A 22693-nucleotide genomic window follows, 5' to 3' on the forward strand; every position below is an offset into this window, starting at 1 on the left:
TGACAGGAACCGGTAGTGTTGGCACCACAGCGCTACCGCCGCGCTCCGGGGGGAACCGGTATCCAGGCGGGTCGAGGACTCAACCGTGACAGCTCTTGTCGTGCTGCTCGTCGTCATGTCGTCGTGGGGGTCGCTGTTCCTGCTGCTGCGCTGGCTGCTGGGCAAGCCGGTCGAGGAGGTCAGCCTCAGCCTGTCGGTGACACCGTGGCCGAAGGTGGACGTGCGGCTCCGCAGGCGGATTTCGGACAGCCCGCCGCCGTCCATTTCCGTCCATTCACCGGACCATTGACCGCTGAACGGGAAATGGCAACGGTCACGCCACCAGGGATTCCAGCAGCGTCCGCGTCTGCTGCTCGGTGAGCGCCACCTGCTCGATCGCCAGGAAGCGCTCCCAGGCCGCGGTCACCTTGTCGCTGTCTCCATTGGCGAGGTAATCCTGGCCGACATTCTCCTCGAACAGGACGGTGTCGGCGATCTCCTCGTCCAGCTCGATCAGCAGGAAGGCGCCCGCCAGCCCGGGGTGCGCCCCCTTGGCCAGCGGCACCACGCGCAGGGTGACCAGGTCGTCGAGGGTGCGGTCGAGCAGGTAGCGCAGCTGCTCGCGCAGCACGTCCGGCCCGCCGACCGCGCGCCGGACGGCGGACTCGTCGACCAGGGCCACCAGCCGCGGCCGGTCCGGCCCCTCCAGCTGCGCCTGCCTGCTGATCCGCGCCTCCAGCGCGAGGTCGAGCTCGTCGCCGGAGTACACCGTGGCCAGCACGGCGCGGGCGTAGTCGGGGGTCTGCAGGTGCCCGGGGACCAGCAGCGGGTGGAACTGGTGGATGGCCGCGGCCGAGCCCTCGTAGGCGAGCAGCCTGCGGAAGGGCTCGGTGGTGACCGCGTCGTAGCGGGCGTACCAGGGCTGCTCCCGGCTCTCCCTGGCCACGTCCACCAGGTCGGCCACGACCTCGGGGTCGGTGGTGCCGTACTCGGCGAGCAGCGCCTTGAGGTCGTTGGTGGAGATGCCGACCGCGGCCTTCTCGATCCGGATCAGCTTCGAGACCGACCAGTCCATGGTCGCGGCCACCTCGGGCTGGGTCATGCCCGCCTGCTCGCGGAACGTGCGCAGCAGCCTGCCGAGCTGCCGCTTGGAGAACCGCGGGTCGCGTCGCCGGGTCATCGTCAACTCCGCTCTGCCTGATCGACTCTGCTACTGGGTGTCATCCGTCCGTGCGCGGGGCCACCTGGCGATCTGCCACGTGGCACTCTGCCCCGGACGGCTTGCCCCCAGCGTTTGGCAAGGTAGCACGCTCGACGGCAGTATGCGCAGGGTTTGGCTGATGTGGACAGTCCTCACGTTTGTCACCGGTTGGAGGGCCGCTCGTCCCAACTACCCCGATTACGCAGCGTGGGAAAAGGTGGCAAGTGGCAAATGTGGTCGTGCAGGTGCGCGAGCACCCGACCTGACTTACCCGGGCAGCGGATTCTCTCCGGCCCGCCAATGACGTAATAATCGCCGGGTATTCGCTCCCACCCGGGGAGCGAGACCCGACGAGGGAGCATTGATGACGGCGGCGTGTCCGGTCTGGCGAAAAAGTTCCTACAGCGACTCGCACGCTTGTGTGGAACTCGCCAGGTGGTCCGGCGGCAATTCAGTTCGGGACTCCAAGAATCCTGGACAGAAATTGGACATCTCACCCCGATCAGTCGCGCGACTGATCGCCTACGCCCGTGCCGAGAGGCAGGCCTGATCAGCCGCGGGCACCCCGGTGGCCCGCCCGCGATCGCACCGCGGCGCCCCGGCCACCGCCCGACCTGCCCGAACCCGCCGACGGCGACCTGATCGGCATACCGCTCGGTTCGTTCGCCACCCCGCTCGACCGCCCGGCGGCTTGGACACCGCGGTCCACGCCCGCCGGTCGACAACCGGTTTCGGCTGGTGCGGCAGTGAGCGCACGCGGCTTGAGTGTTCGGATACCGGTCGGTTCTCTTCCGTTCCGATTGGGTACCCGGTCTAGGCGCGAGCACCAGTGCGCACCGGTACCCGGTAGTCGTTTCACCTGGCGCACAGTGGCGCACAGTGGTGTCCAGTCCGTGGGTGTCCAGTCCGTGTGAAGTGTGGGAATGCCAGTCGGTTCCCCCGACCCGATTGCCTGCCCGGTGCGAGTGCGGACACCGGGTCCGAACTGGTCGTCGGTGGTGGGTTCGCTTGGCGCGCGGCGGTGCCACAGCTCGGGCGGAGCGGGGTACCGGTCGGTTCTCTCCCGGCCCGGCTGGTGGCTCGCGAACCGGCGATGTCCACCGGATCGTCGGCGATGTCGACGATGCCGTCCGCGGCGGTTCCCTGTTCGCGCCGCGCGGTCACCGCCGCCGAGCATCGGTGGGTTCGGTGTGTGGCGCTCGGCGGTGGGCCGGCCCCCACCCCGCCCGTCGCGTCGCGGACCCGAGCTGATCGGCAGCACCCCAGGGGGGAGCGCCGCAGGCAGGCGCTACTCGAGGCGGCGACGTGCTCCGCCGGATTCCTGATCGCTTCCGGGCCGCCGGTGCGGCATGCTGCCCTGCATGAGGTCGCGCCTGCCGTCGTTGCTGGTGGTGGCCGCGTTCCTGGTGCTCGCGGTCGTCGCGGCCCGCGGCGAGTCGGCGATCCCCGCGGGTCCGGGCCTGGCCGCACGGCCGGACCCACCGCCCCCGCCACCGCCGCGCGCGACCGAGGCCACCGAGGGCAACCCGCTGCTCGACCTGATCAACGGGATCAGCACCGGCGTGCTGCTGGTGCTGATCGCCGCCATGCTGCTGATCGGTCTGGCGGGTCTGCTGGCCACCCTCGCGGGCGTGCGCAGGCGCCGCGTCCGGCTGGCCCGGCCCGAGTTCGAGCGTGCCGACACCCCGGAGGCCACTACCGGCGCCGTGGCGCACGCTCTCGCCACCGCCGCCCAGGCCGCCCGCCTGGAGCTGAGCAGGCGCGACGGCACCGACGCCGACGCCATCATCACCGCCTGGCTCACCCTCGAACGAGCCGCCGCCACCCTCGGCACCCCCCGCGCGGCCCACCAGACGCCCACGGAGTTCACCGAGGCGGTGCTGTCCGCCCACACCCCCGACGCCACCGCGCTCAAGATCCTGCGCACGTGCTACCACCGAGCCCGCTTCGCCGACACCGTCACCGAAGCCGACACGGCGGCCGCCACCGACGCCCTGACCCGGATCGAGAACTCCCTCACCACGGGCACACCCCGGTGACCCGCCGCCCCCGGGCCGACCCGCAGGCGTGCCGGAGCCGCCCGTGAACGCCCTCAAGACCGCCGCCATCGCGCTCTTGGCGGGCACCACCGTCGTGGCCGTCGGGGTCTGGCCCGGCGACATCCCGCTCTTCTGGGCCATCGCCCTAGCCGTCCCCGCCGCCGCGATCGCCGCGGTCGGCGCCCGCGCGGCAGGCCCGCTCGAACCTGTCTGGAGCGCGGTCCCCGACGAGCACGGTTCGGCGACGATGCCGCAGGCCGCCAACCTGGCCACCCGCCTGGCCGAGGCGCATCAAGATCCTTACCGCTTCCGCACGCGGATCCAGCCGAGGCTCCGCAAGCTCGCCGAGGCGCACCTGCACGCCCATCGGATATCCACTGTGGACGATCCGCGCGCGGTGGCCGTGCTCGGCGCGGAGCTGCACCACCTGGTCACCTCGCCCACGGCGGTCCTGCCACCCGCGCGACGGGTCGTCGAACTGCTGGCCCGACTGGAGGAATCGTGACGAAGTCCACTGTGGACGACATTGTCGAGGCCGTCGCCAAGCACGTGGTCGGCCGCGAGCGGTCGGTCCGGCTGGCGCTGGCCGCCATCCTGGCGGGCGGGCACGTCCTGCTCGAGGACGTCCCCGGCCTGGGCAAGACCCTGCTCGCGCGCACCCTCGCCACCGCCATCGGCCTGGACTTCGCGCGCCTGCAGTGCACCCCCGACCTGCAGCCCGCCGACGTCACCGGCTCCTTCCTGTTCGACCCGGTCGAGCGCGCGTTCGCCTTCCGCCCCGGGCCGGTGTTCACCGGGCTGCTGCTGGCCGACGAGATCAACCGCACCCCGCCCAAGACCCAGTCCGCGCTGCTGGAGGCCATGCAGGAGCGGCAGGTCACCGTCGAGGGCCGCACCTTCCCGCTGGCCCGGCCGTTCCACGTGCTGGCCACCGCGAACCCGATCGAGTACGAGGGCACCTACCCGCTGCCCGAGGCGCAGCTCGACCGGTTCCTGCTCCGCCTCGACATCGGCTACCCGCCCGCCGAGGAGGAGGTCGAGGTGCTCCGCCGCAGGCTGGCCCGGCAGTCCGAGGACCACGCGCCGCGGGCGGTCATCGACGCCGCCACGCTGACCGCGCTGCAGGACGACATCGAGCGGATCAAGGTCGACGAGGACGTCATCCGCTACTGCGTCGACCTCGCCAGGGCCACCCGGGCGCACCCCAGCGTCGAGGTCGGCGCGTCGCCGCGCGGCTCGCAGGCGCTGCTGCTGGTCGCCCGCGCCCTCGCCGCGATCGACGGCCGCGACTACGTGCTCCCCGAGGACGTCAAGGAGTGCGCCGTCCCCGCCCTGGCCCACCGCCTGACGCTGCGGGCGGAGACCTGGAGCTCCGGCGTGGTCGCCACCGAGGTCGTCACCGAGCTGCTGCGCAGCGTCCCCGGTCCGGCGGCGGGCAGGCAGCGGTGAACCGGGTCCTGGCCTGGGCCACCGCGCGCCGCGCCGCGGGTGCGGCGGGCTGGCGCGGCACCGACGCCCTCTTCCGCGGCGCCGTCGGCGGCCTCGGTCTGGTCGGGGCCGGAGTCGTGCTGCACCGGGTCGATCTCGTGCTGCTCGGCGCTCCGCTGCTGCTCGGCACCGTCCTCGCGTTGGCCGCCCCGGTCGGCGCCGTCCCGGTCGTGCGGGCCGAACGGCTGCCCAGCACGGTCGAGGCGGGCGACCGCGGCAGGCTCGCCGTCCGGGTCGAGGCGGGCCCGGGTGTGGAGTTCATGGCCGTCCGGCTGCCGGTGCCCGGGGCGCAGGGCATCGGTCCGGTCCACCTCGTGCCCGGCGCCGCCCGCGAGTTGCGCGCGAGCCTGCGCTGGAACGCCTGGGGTGAGGGCCTCGATCTGCGCCCGGACCACCTCGCCGCAGGTCGCGACGCGTTGGTGATCTCCGGACCCGTCGTCGGTCACGAGGCACGCCGCACAGTCCTACCGCCGGTGGAGCCGCTAAGACCCGGTCCACTGCCCCCTCGCGCCGCGGGCCTTGTCGGCGCCCACCGCTCGCCGCGGCCAGGCGATGGGACCGAACTGCGCGCAATCCGCCCTTTCCAGCCAGGGGACCGCGTTCGCCGTGTCGACTGGCGGGTCTCGCTCAGAGCGGGTGCCGCTGCCGGTGAGCTCTTAGCCCCCGGCACGCTGCACGTCCGGGAGCGTCACGCTGAGGCTGACGCAGACCTCTTGCTCGTCATCGACTCACGCGTGGACGTCAGCGCGAACCTGTCCGATTGGTCGACCGCGACCGCCCGCGCGGTCCGCACGCGGGGAAGTCTCGACGCGACAGTCCGCGCTACCGCCTCCCTCGCCGCCGCCTACCTGAGGCAGGGCGACCGGGTCGGTCTCGTCGACCTGGGACGCCCGCAGCTGGGCATCGGCGCGGGCGTCGGCCACCGCCAGCTGGCTCGGGTGCGCCACCAGCTCGTCGCGTGCAGCCGTTCGGCGGGGTGGGCCCCGCAGCCGGTCTTGCTGCCCCGACAGGTCCCCGCGGGGGCGGTCGTCGTGCTGCTCTCGCCGTTCCTCGACGACGCCGTCGCCGACACCACCATCCGCACGGCTCGCCGCGGGCACGCCGTGGTGGCCGTGGACATGCTGCCCACGCCGCTCGTCCCCGACCCGGAGGCGGAATGGGGTGCGGTGGTAGCCCAGGTCATCACCGCCGAGCACCGCGCTCGCACGGCGGCACTGCGGTCGAACGGCGTGCTCGTGGTCACCGGCGTGGACGGTGTGGCCGCCGTCCTGCGCCGGGTGCGGGGCAGGCGGTGACCGACGGCCTCGACGTCGGCAGGGGCGTCTCCGCCGGACTGCTGCGCGCCGTCGTGGCCGTGGTGTGCGCGGGGATCGTGGCCGACCTCGCGCTCAACCGGGCGAGCGTCGTCGTGCTGGGCGCCGCGGTCCTGCTGTCGGTCGCCTGCGTGTTCCTCCCCGCGTCACCGGCGCCGTTGCTGTTGATCGCGCTCGCGGCCCTGCTGATCACCGTCAGCGGGCCGGACCCGTTGCGCCCGGCCGTGCTGGTCCTGGTGCCTCTCGTGCACCTATTGCACATTAATTGCGCTATTGGCGCCCTCTTGCCGAAAGGCGCTCGCCTAGATCCGCGCGCGCTGTGGCCCGCGGCCCGCCGGGTGGCCGTCGTCCAACTGGTCGTGGCCGCGCTGGCGGTGTTGGCCATGGTCATTCCGGCCGGTCGTACACCCGAACCGGTGGAATTGATCGCGTTGCTGTCGATCGCCGGGCTGGCCGCCGTGGTGATCGTTCTTGACCGATCCCGCTGAAACCCCGCGACGGGCGTCACACCAGCGCAAACGTGCCAGCGACCCCGGTCACACCAGTGCGGGGGCGCCTCGCGGGGGCGGGAAACCAGTGCCACCATTGAGGCATGGCGCACGGAAAGTCGGAGCCCACCCGGATCCTCATCCTCGGTGGCGGATATGTCGGGCTGTACACCGCGCTCGGCCTGCAGCGGAAGCTGCGCTCCGGCGAGGCGTCGGTGACGGTCGTCGACCCCCAGCCGCACATGACCTACCAGCCCTTCCTGCCCGAGGCGGCGGCGGGCGCGATCGAGCCGCGGCACGTGGTCGTGCCGCTGCGCCGCACGCTCAAGCGCTGCCACGTGATCACCGCGCGGACCACCTCGATCGAGCACGCCCGCAAGGTCGTCACGATCGAGGCGCCGGACGGGCACACCGAGGAGCTGGGCTACGACGTGCTCGTCGTCGCCCTCGGTTCGGTCGCCCGGCTGCTGCCGATCCCCGGCCTGGTCGAGAACGGCATCTCGTTCAAGACCATCGGCGAGGCGATCTACCTGCGCAACCACGTGATGTCCAAGCTCGACGAGGCGGACAGCACGCTCGACCCCGAGACGCGCAAGCGGCTGCTGACCTTCACCTTCGTCGGCGGCGGCTTCGCGGGCATCGAGGCGCTGGGCGAGCTGGAGGACATGGCCCGTTTCGCCACCCAGTACTACAAGAACGTCGCCCCCGAGGACCTGCGCTTCGTCATGGTCGAGGCGGCGGGCCGGGTGCTGCCCGAGGTGCGCGAGAGCCTGGGCGTCTACACGGTGATGCAGCTGGAGAAGCGCGGCATCGAGGTGTACCTGTCCACGCTGGCCAAGTCGTTCGAGAACGGCCACGTGGTGCTCTCCGACGGCACCGAGTTCGACAGCGACACCATCGTCTGGACCGCGGGCGTCAAGTCCAACCCGGTCCTGGCCGCCTCGGACCTGCCGCTGACCAAGCAGGGCAGGCTGCGCGCCACCGCCGCGATGCGCGTCGAGGGCCTCACCGACGCCTGGACCGCGGGCGACTGCGCCGCCGTGCCCGACCTGTCCCGCACGGACGAGGACCCGACGGCGATCTGCGCGCCCAACGCCCAGAACGCCGTCCGGCAGGCCCGCCTGCTGGCCAAGAACGTCGTCACCGCGCTGCGCGGCGGCGAGCCGAAGGACTACTTCCACAAGAACATCGGCTCGGTCGCCAGCCTCGGCCTGCACCAGGGTGTCGGCGATGTCTTCAACGTCAAGGCGAAGGGGTTCATCGCCTGGGCGATGCACCGCGCCTACCACGTGAAGGCGATGCCCACCTTCAACCGCAAGGTCCGCATCACGCTGGACTGGTTAACCGGCGGACTCTTCCGGCGCGAGGTCATCTCGATGGGTCAGATCAATGACCCGAAGGCGGAGTTCGCCAGGGTTTCCAAAGGCTGACCGGCAAACGGCCCAACTCGGGTTGGGCCTTCCGGCCGGAGTTCTCGCGAACCTGTCCCGAGCCCTGTAATCGCGCCTTAGGCTGCGGCTGCCCCCGTAGCCCAACAGGCAGAGGCAGCCCCCTTAAAAGGGGTCGAGTGCCGGTTCGAATCCGGTCGGGGGCACAGCGCAAGACCACACAGGAACGGCCCCGCACCAGGGAAAACCCGGTGCGGGGCCGTTTCCGCGACACCGGCCGCACACGTTCCGCGACGGTTGGATCCGGACAGTCGCGCCCGATCCGGGCCGAACTCCGCGCGCCGGCGTCCGTCCGCTTCCGACTCGTCACCCAGTGTCATCGGTGTCACCGGGGGTCCGCGATCTGTGCGCCTGGTTGGTTTCTTCCTGTCCCATAAGGCAATTGGCGGGCGAGTTCAGGGACGATTGAAATGCTGTTCGCCTGCCCGCTCGCGGGTCTTGGCGGTGCCCGGTGTCCGCGGTGCGGCAAGTGGACACTGCTGTCGCGGAAATGCCAGTTCGCCGGCGAACGCCCACTTGTCCGAACCGAACTGGATCGCGTCAGCGCCCTCGGGGTGGTGGTCAGGGACCTCGCCGGCGGGGATGCGACCACCCGGGTTCACCGCGGGCCCGGTGTGGCAACCTCGGGGCCGTGACGAGCGACGGGGAATACCTCGAATTGGCCGCGCGCGCCTTCGAGGCCGTGCGCGCGGGCGACACGGCGGAGTTGGTGGCCGCGCTGGCGGCGGGGGTGGCGGTGAACCTGGCCAACCAGTCCGGCGACACGCTGGTGATGCTGGCGGCCTACCACGGGCACCTGGCCGCGCTCGAGGTGTTGCTGGAGCGCGGTGCCGACCCGAACCGGCTGAACGACAAGGCGCAGAGCCCGCTGGCGGGCGCGGTGTTCAAGACCTCCGACGACATCGTGCGAGTCCTGCTGGCGGCCGGTGCGGACCCGGCGGCGGGACAGCCGTCCGCGGTGGACACGGCGCGGATGTTCGGCCGCGACGAGCTGTTGGCGCTTTTCGAACAAACCCGCGAATAGGGTCTCCGGTGGCGAGTGTGTCCACAGTGGAGCGCGAACGGACCCTCTAAGCTCGGCCGGGTGGCCGAATACCGGATCGACGACCTGGCCAGGGCGGCGGGCACCTCGGTGCGCAACGTCCGGGTCTACCAGGACCGCGAGCTGCTCCCCCCGCCCGCGCGGCGCGGTCGCACCGCGTTCTACGGCGACGCACACCTGTCCCGGCTGCGCCTGATCCTCAACATGCTCGACCGCGGTTACGCCTTCGCCCAGATCAAGGAGATGCTCGACGCCTGGCAGGCCGGGCACAGCCTCGCCGACGTGCTCGGCCTGGAGGCGGCCGCGGGGGCCGCCTGGTCGCACGAGCAGCCCGCGGTGATCCCGATGGGCGAGCTGGTCCGGATGTTCGGCACCCAGCTCACCCCGGCCAACCTGCGCAAGGCGGTGCAGCTCGGTGTCCTCGAACGGCGCGGCGCCCAGTTCGTCGCGCCGAGCCCGAAGCTGCTGGAGGCGGGCTACGAGCTGGTCCGGCTGGACGTCCCGCTGGCCGAGGCGCTGACCCTGGCCGCGGAGCTGCAGACCGAGACCGACCGGATCACCGGCCTGCTGATCGGCCTGGTGCGCCAGTACGTGCTCGACCCGAAGGGCGCGGACTGGCTGCCCAGCGGCGAGGAGCTGCCGCACTACGCCGACGTCATCTCCCGCCTGCACCCGTTGGTGATGTCCGCGCTCAGCGCCGCGGTCGACCGGTCCGCGCGCCGGGTGATCCCGGAGATCATGGGCGACCGGCTCATCGCGCTGGCCGAGCGGGCCAGGCGCGCGGTGGACTGAGCGGACCCTTGCACATTGACAATGACGGTTGTAACGTTCGCCATTGTCACGTAACACCGATGTCACCCGCGGCCCGCGGCGCCCGCCCCGGGCCGGTGCCGCACGCCCGGGAGCCGCCATGGCCAGCGAACTCCGATTCCCCGAGTCGGCGATGACCGTGCGCCGCCGCACCGTGCGCTCGGGTGAGGCCGAACTGGCCGTGTTCACCCAGGGCGACCCCGGCTCGCCCACGATCCTGTTGGTCCACGGCTTCCCCGACACGCACGCGCTGTGGGACGGGATGGCCGAGCGGCTCGCCGAGAACTACCACGTCGTCCGCTACGACACCCGCGGCGCGGGCGAGTCGACGGCGCCGCGCAAGCGCTCCGCGTACCGCACGCAGCTGCTCGCCGAGGACCTCTTCGCCGTGGCCGACGCCGTCAGCCCGCGCCTGCCCGTGCACCTCGTCGCGCACGACTGGGGCTCGATCCAGTCCTGGGAGGCGGTCACCGACTCGCGCGCCAAGACCCGGATCGCGTCCTTCACCTCGGTCTCGGGCCCCAGCCTCGACCACGTCGGCCACTGGGTCCGCCGCAGGCTGTCCCGCCCGACCCCGGCCAACGTCGCCAAGGTCGTCAACCAGCTCGTGCACTCCTGGTACATCTACCTGTTCCACATCCCGGTGCTGCCCGGCCTCGCCTGGCGCACGGTGATCGGCCCGCGCTGGGGCGAGATCCTGCGCCGCGTCGAGGGCGTGACCGGTCACGTGCCCGCGCCCACCATCGGCGCCGACGCCGCGCGCGGGGTGCAGCTCTACCGGGCGAACATGTTCAACCGGATCTCCCGGCCGCGCCCGCGTCCGGCCGAGGTGCCGGTGCAGGTCGTCATCCCGACCCGCGACCGGTTCGTCACCGCGCGGCTCGCGGAGGACCTGGATCGCTGGATCGGACGGCTGTGGCGGCGCGAGGTCGTGGCCGGGCACTGGGTGCCGCTCTCGCACCCGGAGGCGCTGACCCGGATGGTCGAGGAGTTCGTCGACCACGTCGGCGGCGCGCCGTCGACCCGGAGCCTGCAACGGGCCAAGGTCGGCGAGCCGGACGAGGGCTTCACCAACCGTCTCGTGGTGATCACCGGTGCCGGCCGGGGGATCGGCCGGGCCACCGCGCTGGCCTTCGCCGAGCGCGGCGCCGAGGTGGTGGTGGCGGACGTGGACCTCGACGCCGCCCGGCGCACCGCCGCCGACATCGGGCCCGCCGCGTACCCGTACCGGGTGGACGTCGCCGACGAGGAGGCCGTGCGGCGCTTCGCCGAGGACGTCGTCGACGAGCACGGCGTGCCGGACGTGGTGGTCAACAACGCGGGCATCGGCATGGCCGGGCCGTTCCTGGACACCACCGCGGCGGACTGGCGGCGCGTCGTGGACGTCAACCTGCTCGGCGTGGCGAACGGCTGCCGGGTCTTCGGCGCGCTGATGGCCGAGGCGGGGGAGGGCGGGCACATCGTCAACCTGTCCTCGGCCGCGGCCTACACGCCCAGCCGGGCCATGTCGGCCTACGCCGCGAGCAAGGCCGCCGTGCTGATGCTGTCCGACTGCCTGCGCGCCGAGCTGGCCGACCACGGCATCGGCGTCAGCGCGGTGTGTCCGGGCATCGTGGCCACCGACATCACCAACACGACCCGGTTCACCGGCACCGACGACGTCGAGCAGCAGCGCCTGCGGCAGAAGGCGACCAAGGCCTACGCCCGCCGCGGCTTCGGACCCGAGCTGGTGGCCGCCGCGATCGTCCGCGCGGTCGAGCGCGGAACACCGGTCGTGCCGGTGACCCCCGAGGCCAAGATCGCCCGGCTCGGCGCGCGGTTCGCCCCCGCGCTGATGCGCCGCGCGGCCCGTTTCAACGTGATCGGCTGAACCGTGGACGAGAACCTGGTCCTGCACGCCCGCGACGTCCGGTTCGACTGGTCGGCGGTGCCGCTGCACTGGGTGCCCGGCGAACCCCTCGCCACGCACGCGATGAACACCTTGCACTTAGTCCTCCCCGAGGGCGAGCGCTGGTTCGTGCGGGTGTTCAAGCAGGCGCTACCGCTCATCCGTGACGAGGCGCTGCGCGAGGACGTGCTCGGCTTCATCGGCCAAGAGGCCATGCACGCAGAGGCGCACCAAGGCGCTGCCGATCACCTTGCCGCGCAAGGACTTGACCCGGCACCGTTCGTCGCGCAGATCGAATGGCTGTTCCGCGGCCTCTTAGGTGATCGGGACCTGACTGGTGTCGCGCGACACCAGTGGTTGCTGGAGCGGCTGTCGGTCATCGCGGCCATCGAGCACTTCACCGCGGTGCTCGGCCACTGGGTGCTCACCGCGCCACTGGAGTCCGCGGACCCGACCATGCTGGACCTGCTCCGTTGGCACGGCGCCGAAGAGGTGGAGCACCGGGCGGCCGCCTACGACCTGTACATGCACCTCGACGGGCGTTACCTGCGCAGGCTCCGCGCGATGCTCGTCGCCGGGCCAGTGCTGTTCTGGCTGTTCGCGCGCTCGACTCGCTGGTTGATGGCACACGACCCGCTGCGTCCCGGCCGCGCTCGGTGGCGCGACTACCTGCGGGTCTCCCGCCGTGGACTGCTTCCCGCGCTTGGTGAGCTGCTACCTGCCACTTGGCGCTACCTGCCGCGGTCGTACCACCCGAGCCGGGAGGGATCGACCGAACTAGCCGTGGCGTACCTGGCCAAGTCCCCTGCGGCCCGGGCGGCCGGATGAACGGCCTCTTACCGCCGCCAGACCTCTATGGGCGCGCAAGACCGGATAGGGCGTTTCGCTCGCTTGTCCCTGTGGTGTCGGCATTCCAGTGGTTGAGCGCGCGCGGCGCGCGGCGACAACCGCCTGTGCGGGCGGTCGAACGTGACCTTGCGCTGGTAGTGCAAGCGGTGACCGTTGAGGCGGAAGACGTTGTCGCACTGCGGTTAGCGGATCCTTCCGGGGGAGTGCTGCCGCGCTGGCGACCCGGTTGTCACCTAGATGTCACGCTGCCCTCTGGTGCGCGGCGTCAGTACTCGCTGTGCGGTGACCCGATGGACCGGTTGACTTATCGGATCGCGGTTCGCTTGGTGCCCGGCGGCACTGGCTCGGCCGAGGCACACGCGCTCGCGGTTGGCGCGGTCGTGCTCGTCAGCGGCCCACGGCAGGCGTTTCCGTTTGTTCCCAAGGGCCCGCTGCTGTTCGTGGCGGGCGGCATCGGCATCACCCCCATCCTCCCGATGGTGCACTGGTCGGCTGTCCACGGCCACGACTACCGACTGGTCTACACAGGACGCTCGCGCGCGGCCATGCCCTTCCTGGACGAGCTGCCGATCTCGGCGCGCGTCCGTGTCCGAACGGACGAGGCAGGTCTACCGACCTCGCACGAGCTGCTCGCCGACGCGCCCGAAGGCGCTTCGCTGTATGTTTGCGGCCCGACCCCACTGCTCGAAGCACTCCGCCACGCGTGGTCCGGGCCGGTGCACTTTGAACGGTTCGCACCGCCACCGATCCAGGACGGCGACCCGTTCGAGCTGCGACTGGGTCGTGGCGGTCCGGTGGTCCCAGTCGCCGCCAACGAGTCCGCGCTGACCGCGCTGCGACGGGTCAACCCGGATGTTGCTTATTCGTGCAGGCAAGGGTTCTGCGGTACGTGCGAGGTCCGCGTGGTGCCCGGAGCAGTTGATCACCGAGGCTACCTACCCTCCACTGAGGACGGGATGCTCATCTGCGTCGCGCGGGCGGCGGGTGCCCGCGTCGTGCTGGACATGTGAAAGAGGGCGCCGTGCCCATCTAGCGCGCCTGCTGCCTGGGTGTTGCCTTCGGGTCGCCGTCTTCGTTGCCCGGGGCTTGGTCTGGTGGGGTTTTGCTGCCCTGCGTTGCCCGGGTAAGTGCGGGGGCTCGATCTAGTGAACTCGCTTCGTGTGGGGCCCCTAGAGCACCGCGGTGGTGAAAAAAGGGCGGGTGAAGGGCATTCCCCACCACCGGTCAAGTTTAGCGGTGCTCTCCCCCCACACGAAGCGAGTCCACTAGATCGAGCATCCGTAGCGGGCCTTGCGTTCCAGCGGGGTCGGCCTCTCCGCTGCGGTTTGGTGGGGGTCTGGTGTCCATGGTTGCTGGCATCAGCGAGCCTGGCTGCGGTGGGTGCTGGGTGGTGGGTGGGGCTGTTGCTGGTCCTCTTTCTTGGAGCTCCTCTCCCTTCCCTTCCCTTCCCTTCCCTTCCCTTCCCTTCCCTTCCCCCTCTTCCTTTCCTCCGCGCTTTGGGTCACATGCGGCCTGGGCGCATGATTCCGGCTGCCAGGACCAACATGCTCCCGAACGTCGCGTTCCACACCCCCACCTGCAGGTCGCCGATGTCCACGACCTCCCGGGCCTGCCACACCCAGACACCGCAGGTCAGGACCAGGAGTACGCCGCCTAGTTGGAGGATTCCCTTGGAGCGGACCACTCCCACCACGGCGAACAGGGCGCCCAGGGCCAGTGGCAGCAGGATCGAGGTCAGGGCCGTGGCCGTCTCCCGTTGGACGCCCACGAACAGGTCGCTCAGCGGCAGTGTGTTGCCCGGTCGGTCCTCGTACCACGACCGGAAGGTCCCGTAGCCGACGAACCCGACGCCGACCAGGCTGAGGGCTACTGAGATCAGTGCGCGCACGTCGTCGACTCTAGGGCTCTGGTGGCACGACGGGAACCGCGGCGATGACCCCAGGAGCGCGAAAGGGAACAGGGCGCCCGGCTGGTGCCGGACGCCCTGTTCCCTACTTCGCTAGCGTCACTCGCTGCTCTGCAGCATGTACAGCAGGCGCAGGATCTCCAGGTACAGCCAGACCAGGGTGGTCATCAGGCCGAAGGCGACGTACCAGGCGAACTTGGCCGGGGTGCCGCTGCGGATGGCCTGGTCGGCCATGTCGAAGTCGAGCAGGAAGTTGAACGCGGCGATGCCGATGAACAGCAGGCTGATGCCGATGCCGAGCGGGCCCGCCTCGCGCAGGCCGGTGTTGACGCCGAAGAGCGAGAGCACCAGGTTGACCAGCATGAGGCCCGCCGCCGCGACGGTGGCGCCGATGATCCACTTGGTCAGCTTGGGGGTGACCTTGACCGCGCCGGTCTTGTAGACGACCAGCATGGTCACGAACACCAGGGCGGTACCCAGGATCGCCTGGAAGGCGATGCCCGGCACGAAGGCTTCGAACACCCCGGTGATCGCCCCGAGGAACACGCCCTCGGCGGCGGAGTACGCCAGGATCAGGGCCGGGCTGGTGCTCTGCTTGAAGATCACCACGAGGGAGAGCACCAAGCCGACGATGGCGCCGCCGATGACCAGCGGGTAGGGGGGCACGCTGCGGCTCAGGACCGCGATGGCGGTGATGACGCCGATGACCAGCGCCACCCCGAGGGTCGTCGCGGTCTTGGTGACCACGTCGTCGACGGTCATCGGTCGGTCGTTGCTCGCCGCAGGCGGCGCGGGGTAGCCGCCGTACCCGGGCGGGCCCGGCTGCTGGTAGCCCTGGGCCTGGGGCTGGAAGCCCGCGTATCCGCCGCTGGGCAGCTTGCGGAACGCGGGGTTGCTGGTAGAACGCACCTGATCCTCCTGGGCCTGAATGGCGCCTGCACCACGGTCAACGATCGAGCCTGCCAACCGGTTCCCGGTGGGTAAAACCTACTTTACCCACACTCGGCTCAACGCCGGGGCGCGACAGGCGATTCCCGGACCGGCGCGTAGCGTGATCATGCTGGCTGGAAGTTACGCCGTTCGTGCGGTAACGCCCGGGTCGGGTCGAAGTCGACCTGGGCCGATGCCGGGGTGTGATCTCGATTCGCGCTCCTTCTGGCGGATTGCCTCATCCGCTCGAACGCAGCAGGCTCGCAGCAGTGCGCGCCCTGTGCCCGTCCGGTCACTAGCGGTGGCCCGGCGTTCCCCGGTACGCGGCCCACACCGCCAGGAGATCCACGCACTTCAAGCGCCGACGGCGTGCGCTGCCGCGGCGCGGCAAGGAGCCGACTGCACAATGGGGCGAACCACACTGGGTGCCCGGCTGGTCGCGGGGGTGGCGGGCGCGGCAGTGCTGTCCGCCGCCTTCACCACCGCCGCCGCGCCTACCGCCGTCGCCACCGTCCAGCCGGGGCTGGGCATCGCGACACCCGCCCAGCCGTACAAGAACAACCCGGAGCCGACCGACTGGCTGGGGTCCTACACCGTCGACGGCAAACAGGTCTGGTGCGTCCAGTACGCCTACCTCGCCCCCGACTCCGACGAGCCCTACCGCGGCGGTGAGCCGCTCAAGACCAAGTGGGGCACCGAGCTGGACGGCACGGTCGCCGCGGACATCTCGTACCTGCTCTTGCGCTACTCCGACACCAAGAGCGTCGACGAGGCCGCCGCGCTGGCCCACCTGCTGCACTCGTGGACCGCGGCCCCGCAGACACCCGACCAGCTCCTGCCGACCAACGACTTCCGGCACGTCGCCTACGACGTGCCGTTCCACCAGAACGCCCTGGCCCAGAAGAGCGCGGGCGCGGTGGCCGCGGTCGACCGGCTCAAGGCGGACGCCACGGCCAACCACGGCCCGTGGACCGCGGCGCTGACCAAGCCGACGAAGCCGCAGGTCATCGGCACCGCCGACACCTGGACCGTCGAGGTCCGCAACGCCAAGACCGGGGTGGGCAAGGTCCCGGTCAAGATCACGCTGACCGACGCGACCGTGGACGGCAAGACCACCGCCACCCTCAACACCAAGGACGACGGCAGCGGCATCGCGCTGCAGGTCACCCCGACCGGGCCCAAGCCCGCGGTGGCGATCTCGCTGCTCAGCCCGGCCGACCGCCCGGTCGTGCGGCCCGCCGCCGACGAGAACACCCAGCGGGTGGTCAGCACCGGTGGTGAGAAGGAGCTCACCGCGCGCGAGGACACCACGGCCACCACCGCCCCGGGCAACGCCGCGGTGACCAAGGTCGACGAGAAGACCGGCAAGGGCATCGCCAAGGTGTCCCTGCGCGTCACCGCCGCCGACAAGACCGCCCCCGCGGTCGGCCAGGACGGCAAGCCGCTGCTCGGTGCCGACGGCAAGGCGCTGGTCGTGGTGACCGGTGACGACGGCAAGGCGGTCGTGCCGAACCTGCGCACCCCGCAGGAGATCTGCGTGGTCGAGGTGGCCGCGCCCGCGGGCTACGAGCAGTCGTTCGACCCGAACGCGCCGCCGTCGGCGTGCGGCAAGGTCGACCCGGGCGGCACCCTCGAGCTCAAGGTGGCCAACAAGCCCAACGTCCCCACGGTGCCCAAGACGATCCCCGCGGGCGAGAACCCCGCCGTAGCGGCTGCCGCGCTGGTGGACGAGAGCGGTCCTTCCACCGGCCTCTTGGTCTCGTTGGGTGCTCTGCTGCTCTTGGCCGCCGGTGCGGGCGCCACGCTGGTCCGCCGGGCCCGTGGACCGCAGGTCGTCGGCCGCAAGATGCGCAAGGACTGGGGGCACTGACGGGCATGGCTCGCCGAGGCTCCAAGCTCGCCCCACTCGCCACGGCGGGTGGGGCGGGCGCTCTTGTCGTGTTGATCTGCGCGTTGAACATCTCCCCCGACCGGGTGGTAGGTCTACCGCTGCCCGGTCAGGCGGGGATGTCCGCGGCCGATGTCCGCAAGGCGGCGGCGGACAGCAAGTCCGTGCTCGCCGAGATGCAGTTGCAGGTAAAGCCCGCGCCCACCGCGGCGCCCTCCGCGGTGCCCCCCGCGCAAGCCCCAGCCGCACCGCCTGACCAGCCCGCCAACCAACCCGCCCCGCCCGCGCCCAAGCCCGCGGCCCAGCCCGCCGGGCAGAAGCCGGGCACGCTGCGGCTGGCCAAGGGCGGGACGGCCACTCTGGTCCGCAAGGAGCTCAGCGCCGACGCCACGCTGCCGGTGCCCAGCGGTGTCCGCGAGGCCACCTGGTGGGGCGCCGGGCTGGACGCGGCCCAGGGCGCCACCGTCTTCGCCGGGCACGTGAACTGGAAGGGCCAGACCGGCCCGTTCGCCGAGCTCTGGGACGCCCGGACCGGTGACGCGGTGTCCGTTGTGGACGCAGCGGGGCGGCAGTGGCGCTATCGTGTCGCGCGGGTGGAGACAGTCGACAAACGCCACCTCCCGGACCGTGCCGAGGAGTTCTTCGGCCAGGCGGGCGCGCACCGGCTGGTGCTGGTGACCTGCGGGGGCCAGTGGGTCGGTGGGCAGGACGGCTATGAGTCCAACCGCGTGGTGATCGCTCTTCCGGAGTGATCCACACGACCTGGTGGCACCACATCGTGTCGTTGGGCCACTGTCGACCGTGGTGTAACTACCGTGGGCAACGAGCCCACGGCGTACGCGTCTATCCGTTCGGGAGGAACACACCGCAGTCCATCGGGGAGGACACATGGGGATCCGCAGGCGTTGGGAGACCGTCGGGATCGGCGCTGGTCTGGTGCTGACCTTCGTCGTCTTGCTGGTCCTGGGCACCGTCCGGCCGGACGAACCGGGCAAGCCGGTGCCCGTCGGCGCCCCGAGCCCGCAGGCCGCACCCGGTCCACAAGGGCCGCCCGCGTGGATGCGCAAGCTCAATCCGGGAGAAAAGCCTCCCCAATTCGTGTTGTTCTCCTTCGACGGCGCGGGTTCGCACGAGCACTGGCAGCGGTTCTTGCCGCTCGCGCGCAGTGTGAACGCGCATTTCTCCGGCTTCCTTTCCGGCATCTACCTGCTCGACGACTCGCAGAAGGCCGATTACACCGGTCCGGGGCACAAACCCGGCAAGGCGTCGATCGGTTTCGGCGGTTCCCCTGATGACGTGCGCGCGCTGATCGGCGACCTGAACACCGCCGCGGCGCAGGGCCACGAGATCGGCACGCACTACAACGGCCACTTCTGCCAGGGTGCCGAGCCCAGCGTCGGCCGGTGGAGCACCGCGCAGTGGAACAACGAGCTCGACCAGTTCTTCGGCTACGTCGACCGGGCCGGTCCGCTCGGCCTCAAGATCGACCCCAAGGCGATCCGCGGCGGTCGCACGCCGTGCCTGGAGGGCCGCTTCGACCAGCTCTTCCCGGCGCTGGCGGCCCGCGGCATGGACTACGACTCCAGCCAGGTCTCCGACGGCCTGGCCTGGCCCGCGCTGCAGTCCGGCGTCTGGGAGTTCGCCATGCCCACCGTCCGGGTGCCCGGTCTGGGGTACAAGAAGACGATCATGATGGACTACAACTTCTGGTTCTCGCTCAACCGCGCCAAGGACGAGCCCGCCCGGGCGCCGGAGTTCACCAAGATCGTGCTGGACACCTACGAGCACGTGTACCAATCCGCCTACGCGGGCAACCGGGCCCCGATGGTCGTCGGGAACCATTTCAACCAGTGGTCCGGCGGCGCGTTCATCACGGCCACCGAGAAGTTCATGGGTGAGGTCTGCGGAAAGCCGGACACCGTGTGCGCCACCTACAGCGAAGTCATCGAATGGATGAAGTTGCAAGACCCGAAAGTACTTGACAGTTACCGTATGCAGCCGCACGCCCAGGTGATCGCGCCGAACTGATCACATTCGAGTGGTGGAAGTTGCGTTGGGAAATGACAACCGATACCACTATGAGGTCCCATTTCCCCCTCCGTGGAGACCTCCCGTGAAGATCGCCTTCGTCGGCAAAGGGGGCAGCGGCAAGACAACCCTCGCGTCGCTGTTCCTGCGCCACCTCGCCGCCGAGCGGCCCGCACCACCCGTGCTGGCCCTCGACGCGGACATCAACCAGCACCTGGCCGCCGCGCTCGGCGCCCCGGAGTCGCACTCGATGCCGACCCTGGGCACCAACCTGCCGCGCATCAAGGACTACCTGCGCGGTGACAACCCGCGGGTGCCGTCCACCGACGACATGATCAAGACCACCCCGCCCGGCGCGGGCTCGCGGCTGATCGGCGTCGACGACGACAACCCGCTCTACCGCGACCTCGTCCACGAGGTCGAGGGCGTCCGGCTCGCCGTCACCGGCCCGTTCGCCGAGTCCGACCTCGGCGTGTCCTGCTACCACTCCAAGATCGGCGCGGTCGAGCTGCTGCTCAACCACATGGTCGACGGGCCGCGCGAGTACGTCGTGGTCGACATGACCGCGGGCGCCGACTCGTTCGCCTCCGGCCTGTTCACCCGCTTCGACGTCACCTTCCTGGTCTGCGAGCCGACCGTGCGCAGCGTCGGGGTCTACCGGCAGTACCTCGAGTACGCGCGCGACTTCGACGTGCGCGTCGCGGTCATCGGCAACAAGATCATCGACGCCGACGACCTGGGCTTCCTGCGCGAGCACGTCGGCCGCGACCTGCTCGCCTGGGTCGGCCGCTCCGACCACGTCCGCGCCGCCGAGCGCGGCGAGGTTCGCCCGATCGAGGCCCTGGAGACCGAGAACCGGGTGGCGCTGCGGACCATGCGCGAGCTCGTGGACGGCGTCGAGCAGGACTGGACCCGCTTCCACCGCCAGACCGTCGAGTTCCACCTGCGCAACGCCGCGGCCTGGGGCAGCGACCGCGCGGGCCGCGACCTGGCCGACCAGGTCGACCCCGACTTCGTGCTCGGCCCGGTCCCGCTCGCCTCCTGACCCTGTGCACAACTCGTCGCCCGGTTCCGCCCGAGCTGCCATGCTCGGTCCACCAGCGAGGAGAGGGCGGAGAACATGGCGACCTACCTGGTCACGGGCGCGACGGGGCTCATCGGCGGGCGGTTGGTGCGCGAACTGCTGGCGCGCGCCGACGCCGAGCGGGTGTGGCTGCTGGTGCGCGCCCAGTCCCGGGAGCGGTTGACCCGCGCGACCAGCGCCCTGCCCGGCGCCGAGCGGGTGCGCCCGGTCGTCGGTGACGTCTCCGCGCCCGGCCTGGGGATCGCCGCCGACCAGTTGCCCGAGCTCGCAGGCGTCGACCACGTGATCCACCTGGCCGCGCTCTACGACGTGACCGCGGGCGACGAGGCCAGCGTCGCGGCGAACGTGGACGGCACCCGGCACGTCCTCGAGCTCGCCGCCGAGCTGGGCGCCGGGTGCCTGCACCACGTCTCCTCGGTGGCGGTCGCGGGCGACTACCGCGGCCGCTTCACCGAGGAGATGTTCGACGCGGGCCAGCGCCTGGCGACGGCCTACCACCGCACCAAGTTCGAGTCGGAGCGGTTGGTGCGCGGCCAGTCCGCGGTGCCGTGGCGGGTCTACCGGCCCGCGGTCGTGGTGGGCGACTCGGTCACCGGCGAGATGGACAAGGTCGACGGCCCGTACTACTTCTTCTCCGCGCTGTCCCGGCTGGAGTCGGTGCCCGGCCTGCCGCTGCTGTTCCCGGACATCGGCGACACCAACATCGTCCCGGTCGACTACGTGGCCAGGGCGATGGCTCACCTGGTGCACCAGCCCGGGCTGGACGGCCGGACGTTCCACCTGGTGTCGCCGGAGCCGCAGTCGGCCAAGCAGGTCTACAACGCCTTCGCCCGCGCCGCGGGCGCCCCGCCGGCCGCCGCCGAACTGGACCGCCGGATCTCCGCGCCGCTGCTGGGCCTGCTCCGCTTCGCCGAGAACGTCCCCGGCGTGTCCCTCGCCGTCGACGCCGCCCTCGACCGCCTCGGTATCCCCCCGGTCCTGCTCACCACGCTGACCTTCAAACCCACCTTCGACTCCGCGGGCACCCAGCGGGCGCTCGCGGGCAGCGGCATCGAGGTCCCGGACCTCGACGACTACGCGGGCGTCCTGTGGCGCTACTGGCGCGAGCACCTGGACCCGCTGCGCGCCCGCAGGCACGGCCACCGCGGCACCCTCGACGGCCGCCGCGTCGTGATCACCGGCGCGTCCTCCGGCATCGGCCGCGCCACCGCCCTCAAGGTCGCCGCCGCCGGTGGCGTGCCGCTGCTGCTGGCCCGCCGCGAGTCCGAGCTGGAGGAGGTCCGCGCCGAGATCGTCGCCGCGGGCGGCGAGGCGTACGCCTACCCCTGCGACCTCACCGACGACGAGTCGGTGGCCAAGACGGTCTCCGCGATGCTCGCCGACCAGCCCGCGGTGGACATGCTGGTCAACAACGCCGGCCGCTCCATCCGCCGCGCCGCCCGCCTGTCCTACGACCGCATGCACGACTACGAGCGCGCCATGGCCATCAACTACTTCGGCGCCGTCCGGCTGATCCTGGCCCTGCTGCCCCACCTGACCGAACGCCACTTCGGCCACATCGTCAACGTCTCCTCGATCGGCGTCCAGGGCATCGCCCCCCGCTTCTCCGCCTACGTCGCCTCAAAGGCCGCCCTCGACTACTTCAGCAAGATCGTCGCCACCGAAACCCACGGCGCCGGAATCACGTTCACCACCGTGCACATGCCGCTGGTCCGCACCCCGATGATCACCCCAACCAAGATCTACGACGCCTTCCCGGCCAAGTCCCCGGAACAAGCCGCCGACATGGTGCTCAAGGCACTCGTAGAGCGCCCCGCCCACATCGGCACCCCCACCGGCTACGCCATCCAGGCCGCCTACGCGGTGTCCCCCGCCCTGGTGAACGCCATCGCCTACCAGGCCTACCGGATCTTCCCCGACTCCACGGCCCCCGGGACCCCGCAATCCCCCCTCCGCCTGGGCAAGGGCGAACGCAACCTCACCGCCGCAGCCAGGGCCCTGGCCAAACTGACCCGAGGCTTCCACTGGTAACCCACCCACCCCCGGACTTCCGAACACGTGCCACACCAGCACCATCCTGCGCCCGAACTTGGTGCCGCGCCCGGACCGTGCTGTGCGGACCTACCCCGCGCTAGATCCACTCCGCACCCGAACCGTGCCGCACCGCGCCGTCCCCGAACTTGGTGCGGCACCCGAACCATGCTGTGCGGACCTACCCCGCGCTCGAACCACTCCGCACCCGAACCGTGCCGCGCCGGAACCTGGTGCCGCACCCGAACCGTGCTGTGCGGCCTTACCTCGAGGAACCCATC

General features: G+C 71.1%; 21 protein-coding genes and 1 tRNA gene. 19 read left to right on the plus strand and 3 right to left on the minus strand.

Going from position 1 to position 22693, the window contains the following annotated elements; translation table 11 throughout:
• Positions 1 to 85: 85 nt before the first annotated feature.
• The gene (locus QSK30_RS17085) at positions 86 to 289 is read left to right on the plus strand and encodes a hypothetical protein (RefSeq protein WP_285503918.1); all 204 of its coding nucleotides are present in this window, start codon (positions 86 to 88) and stop codon (positions 287 to 289) included.
• 24 nt (positions 290 to 313) lie between these two features.
• On the opposite strand, the gene QSK30_RS17090 is transcribed toward QSK30_RS17085, so the two are convergent.
• Positions 314 to 1159, minus strand: coding sequence for a helix-turn-helix domain-containing protein (locus tag QSK30_RS17090; protein WP_285503920.1), 846 nt, complete (start codon positions 1157 to 1159; stop codon positions 314 to 316).
• Between the two features lie 385 nt (positions 1160 to 1544).
• Between QSK30_RS17090 and QSK30_RS17095 the strand changes: the two genes are divergently transcribed.
• The 13 genes from QSK30_RS17095 (at position 1545) to QSK30_RS17155 (ending at position 13555) form a co-directional block, all read left to right on the plus strand.
• Complete coding sequence (locus tag QSK30_RS17095) at positions 1545 to 1730, plus strand: DUF397 domain-containing protein (protein WP_285503922.1); 186 nt, start codon at positions 1545 to 1547, stop codon at positions 1728 to 1730.
• Between the two features lie 811 nt (positions 1731 to 2541).
• On the plus strand, positions 2542 to 3219 hold the full coding sequence (locus QSK30_RS17100; RefSeq protein WP_285503924.1) for a DUF4129 domain-containing protein: 678 nt from the start codon (positions 2542 to 2544) through the stop codon (positions 3217 to 3219).
• A gap of 43 nt (positions 3220 to 3262) precedes the next feature.
• Positions 3263 to 3724, plus strand: coding sequence for a hypothetical protein (locus QSK30_RS17105; RefSeq protein WP_285503925.1), 462 nt, complete (start codon positions 3263 to 3265; stop codon positions 3722 to 3724).
• Positions 3721 to 4668, plus strand: coding sequence for an AAA family ATPase (locus QSK30_RS17110; RefSeq protein ID WP_285503926.1), 948 nt, complete (start codon positions 3721 to 3723; stop codon positions 4666 to 4668). Before QSK30_RS17105 ends, QSK30_RS17110 begins: the two co-directional genes overlap by 4 nt.
• Positions 4665 to 6002 (plus strand): DUF58 domain-containing protein, encoded by a 1338-nt coding sequence (locus QSK30_RS17115; protein WP_285503928.1) that lies wholly within the window; start codon positions 4665 to 4667, stop codon positions 6000 to 6002. The genes QSK30_RS17110 and QSK30_RS17115 overlap by 4 nt, the downstream gene beginning before the upstream one ends.
• Positions 5999 to 6508 carry a hypothetical protein gene (locus QSK30_RS17120; protein WP_285503930.1) on the plus strand — a complete coding sequence of 170 codons (510 nt, stop codon included), beginning with the start codon at positions 5999 to 6001 and terminating at the stop codon, positions 6506 to 6508. Before QSK30_RS17115 ends, QSK30_RS17120 begins: the two co-directional genes overlap by 4 nt.
• Before the next feature lie 104 nt (positions 6509 to 6612).
• Positions 6613 to 7938 (plus strand): NAD(P)/FAD-dependent oxidoreductase, encoded by a 1326-nt coding sequence (locus tag QSK30_RS17125; protein ID WP_285503931.1) that lies wholly within the window; start codon positions 6613 to 6615, stop codon positions 7936 to 7938.
• Between the two features lie 90 nt (positions 7939 to 8028).
• A tRNA-Leu gene (locus tag QSK30_RS17130) sits at positions 8029 to 8102 on the plus strand.
• A 485-nt stretch (positions 8103 to 8587) separates the two neighbouring features.
• On the plus strand, positions 8588 to 8980 hold the full coding sequence (locus tag QSK30_RS17135; RefSeq protein ID WP_285503932.1) for an ankyrin repeat domain-containing protein: 393 nt from the start codon (positions 8588 to 8590) through the stop codon (positions 8978 to 8980).
• Between the two features lie 60 nt (positions 8981 to 9040).
• Positions 9041 to 9790 carry a MerR family transcriptional regulator gene (locus QSK30_RS17140; RefSeq protein WP_285503934.1) on the plus strand — a complete coding sequence of 250 codons (750 nt, stop codon included), beginning with the start codon at positions 9041 to 9043 and terminating at the stop codon, positions 9788 to 9790.
• A gap of 118 nt (positions 9791 to 9908) precedes the next feature.
• The gene (locus QSK30_RS17145; protein WP_285503936.1) at positions 9909 to 11678 is read left to right on the plus strand and encodes an SDR family oxidoreductase; all 1770 of its coding nucleotides are present in this window, start codon (positions 9909 to 9911) and stop codon (positions 11676 to 11678) included.
• Between the two features lie 3 nt (positions 11679 to 11681).
• Entirely contained in the window at positions 11682 to 12524 is an 843-nt protein-coding gene (locus tag QSK30_RS17150) for a metal-dependent hydrolase (protein WP_285503937.1), read from the plus strand.
• A gap of 311 nt (positions 12525 to 12835) precedes the next feature.
• A complete protein-coding gene (locus QSK30_RS17155) occupies positions 12836 to 13555 on the plus strand; it encodes a PDR/VanB family oxidoreductase (protein ID WP_352231583.1) in 720 nt (239 codons plus the stop codon).
• Between the two features lie 491 nt (positions 13556 to 14046).
• Here QSK30_RS17155 and QSK30_RS17160 read toward each other — a convergent pair whose 3' ends face one another.
• The gene (locus tag QSK30_RS17160) at positions 14047 to 14433 is read right to left on the minus strand and encodes a hypothetical protein (protein ID WP_285503940.1); all 387 of its coding nucleotides are present in this window, start codon (positions 14431 to 14433) and stop codon (positions 14047 to 14049) included.
• A 117-nt stretch (positions 14434 to 14550) separates the two neighbouring features.
• Positions 14551 to 15360 carry a Bax inhibitor-1/YccA family protein gene (locus QSK30_RS17165; RefSeq protein WP_285503942.1) on the minus strand — a complete coding sequence of 270 codons (810 nt, stop codon included), beginning with the start codon at positions 15358 to 15360 and terminating at the stop codon, positions 14551 to 14553.
• 427 nt (positions 15361 to 15787) lie between these two features.
• Between QSK30_RS17165 and QSK30_RS17170 the strand changes: the two genes are divergently transcribed.
• The 5 genes from QSK30_RS17170 (at position 15788) to QSK30_RS17190 (ending at position 22412) form a co-directional block, all read left to right on the plus strand.
• Entirely contained in the window at positions 15788 to 17251 is a 1464-nt protein-coding gene (locus QSK30_RS17170; RefSeq protein WP_285503944.1) for an MSCRAMM family protein, read from the plus strand.
• A gap of 5 nt (positions 17252 to 17256) precedes the next feature.
• On the plus strand, positions 17257 to 18021 hold the full coding sequence (locus QSK30_RS17175; protein WP_285503945.1) for a class F sortase: 765 nt from the start codon (positions 17257 to 17259) through the stop codon (positions 18019 to 18021).
• Between the two features lie 136 nt (positions 18022 to 18157).
• Positions 18158 to 19297, plus strand: a complete 1140-nt coding sequence (locus QSK30_RS17180; protein WP_285503947.1) for a polysaccharide deacetylase family protein — start codon at positions 18158 to 18160, stop codon at positions 19295 to 19297.
• Positions 19298 to 19382: 85 nt separating this feature from the next.
• Positions 19383 to 20342: an ATP-binding protein gene (locus QSK30_RS17185; protein WP_285503949.1), complete on the plus strand. Its 960-nt coding sequence runs from the start codon at positions 19383 to 19385 to the stop codon at positions 20340 to 20342.
• A 75-nt stretch (positions 20343 to 20417) separates the two neighbouring features.
• Positions 20418 to 22412 carry an SDR family oxidoreductase gene (locus QSK30_RS17190; RefSeq protein WP_285503950.1) on the plus strand — a complete coding sequence of 665 codons (1995 nt, stop codon included), beginning with the start codon at positions 20418 to 20420 and terminating at the stop codon, positions 22410 to 22412.
• Positions 22413 to 22693: the final 281 nt, after the last annotated feature.

This window comes from Actinokineospora sp. NBRC 105648 (genome assembly GCF_030269645.1).
Lineage (GTDB): Bacteria > Actinomycetota > Actinomycetes > Mycobacteriales > Pseudonocardiaceae > Actinokineospora.